Source organism: Streptomyces sparsus (genome assembly GCF_054776295.1).
In genome coordinates, this window is the sequence record NZ_BAAHCA010000802.1 from 1 (window position 1) to 2,297 (window position 2,297).

Here is a 2,297-nt window from a genome sequence, read left to right on the forward strand (position 1 = left end):
CGCCCTCGACGGCATCACTCTCGGTGGAGGCCCGGGCGGCCGCGCTGTTTCGCGCCCCGGCACAGGCGGGGCGCGACGAGCCGTCGGCGCGGGAACGGTCCGAGGCTCGGGAACGCGAAGCCCCCGAGCCGGTTCTGCGGGGCGACGACGGGAGCGAACGCGCGGTCGGCCACGGTCACGATCCGCAGGGGCCGGCCGGTGCACTGAAGCCCGCCACCAAGCCAGTCCGACGGCCGACCCTGCCACAGCCCGCAGTCCTGCGGCCCACCGTTCCACAGCAGTTGACACTCGACCTGCCGGACCTCGTCGTGCGCCGGCCGTCACCCGCCGACGGTTCCAGGATCACCGTCGGTGAGGGGAAGCGTGAGGGGAAGGCGGCCCCGTTCACCGCTCCCGTCACGCCTGCCGGTGCGGCGCCCGGACAACGGGGAGGGGGGAGTCGCCCGCAGGCAGAGCCGGTGCCGCTGAGCCGGGCAGCGGCGATCGCGGCGGCCCGGGAAGCGGTTCGTGCGGCACGGACGGCCTCCGCAGCGCGCGCTCCCCGGTCGGGCCGCTTCCGAGCCGGTAGGTCCACGGCCCTGAGCGCTACTGCCGAGCCGGCGTCCGCCACCGTGCCGGGCGTCCGGCAGGCTGCCACCGTCGCCGCAGCACCCCCTGCCCGGACCACCGCCACCGCCGCTCCCGGCGCAGTGCCCAGCTCACCTGGAGTGCCCGACTGGCCCTCCTCGCCCCACTCGCTCTCCACGGCCGCTTCTGTCGCCTCGGCCAACTCTGTCGCCTCGGCCGGGTTCGTGTCGGGCGGTGGGACGAGCAGCTGCGCAACACGGAATCGGACTACGGCTGTTCCGCGGCAGGGAGCCCAACCGGCAGCGCCGGAGCGTGAGTCGGAACTCGTTCCGGATCCGGGGATCGCACCGGATCCGGGGATCGCACCGACGGCGGGACTCGGACGCGTGGCGAAGAGGGGGCCGAAGACGGAGGTGGCGCCGAGGCAGCCGTTGGGGCCGGAGCCGGCGGAGTCGCCTCGTGCTGCCTGGCGGTCCGTGCTGGCGGTGCGTGAGCGGCTGCCGCTGTGGCTTCAGACCCGCTGCGCGGTGGCTCCGCGCACTCTCGCAGTTCTGGCCGTCGTGCTGGTGCTCAGCCTCGGGCTCGGCGTGCACCATCTGTGGCAGAGCAGGCCCACGCCCGTCTCCGCCCCCGACTCCGTCACAGCACCTCGGCCCGCCGGTCTGCTACAGCCCGCGAGTGGCCGGTCGGAGAGCGGGGGAGGAGGTCCGGCGCAGTCCACGGGCGCCCCGCAACCGACTCCCGGTACTCCGCCGGCCACGGCCGGCCCGTCCTCCCGGCTGGTGGTGGACGTCGCGGGCAAGGTGCGCCATCCGGGCGTGTTCCGGCTGCGGCCGGGCGCGCGGGTCGGTGACGCCCTGGAGGCCGCTGGGGGAGTGAAAGCGGGCGCGGACACCGACGCTCTCAACCGGGCCCGGGTGCTGGTGGACGGTGAACACATCGTGGTGGGTGCGCCTCGGGCCTCGGCCACGGGGTCGGCCCCGGTCTCCTCGGCACCGCAGGTCGGCGGAGGTGCGGCGGCTGCCGCGACCGGCGCGCCCATCGCGCTGAACTCGGCGACCGTGGAGCAGTTGCAGACGCTACCGGGCATCGGCCCCGTACTGGCCCAGCAGATCATCGACTTCCGCACGCGCAACGGCGGATTCGTCTCCGTCGAGCAGCTCCGGGAGGTGCGGGGCATCGGGGAGCGGCGCTTCGCCGACATCCAGCCCCGAGTAAGCCCGTGACGCGACCGCCCGCTCCCGTTCCGGCCGGTACCACGAGCCCGCGTGCCCCCGCCTCTGTGTCCCCGCGGTCGGGCGGCGGCGTCGCCGTGCCGTCGGAGCACCGACCACGCGCGGCGGTGCACGCCGCGTCCGGGCATCGGCTCGGGGCCGCGAACCCACGGCAGGAGTCCCCGCCGGATCTACGGCTGGTACCGCCCGCGGTGTCCGCCTGGGCAGCCGCGGCACTCGCGCTCGGCGCGGAGCCGGCCACGGTGGCAGCGATGGCCGTAGCAGGCTGCCTCCTGGCGGCGGCGCTATTGGTGTCGGCCTGGCGAAACCGCCGTTCACGGGCACCCGCACCACTCGCCGACCTCCGCACCCCCATCACCGTCCCGCCACCCGCTGCCTTCGCGCCATCCGCCGACCTCCCGCCACCCGCCGGCCGCCGCAGACCGGCCGCCCTTCCGTTTCCCACCGGCTTCGGGGCCTTCGGCGCGGTCACGCTGGCTCTGGCGCTGCTGAGCG

General features: G+C 75.6%; 1 protein-coding gene and 1 pseudogene. Both read left to right on the forward strand.

Features of this window, described 5'->3' with window-relative positions; translation table 11 throughout:
* Positions 1-953: 953 nt before the first annotated feature.
* Complete coding sequence (locus tag ACYVE9_RS23560; protein WP_461029904.1) at positions 954-1,793, forward strand: helix-hairpin-helix domain-containing protein; 840 nt, start codon at positions 954-956, stop codon at positions 1,791-1,793.
* 260 nt (positions 1,794-2,053) lie between these two features.
* Positions 2,054-2,297: pseudogene (locus tag ACYVE9_RS23565) on the forward strand (hypothetical protein); the annotation flags it as partial.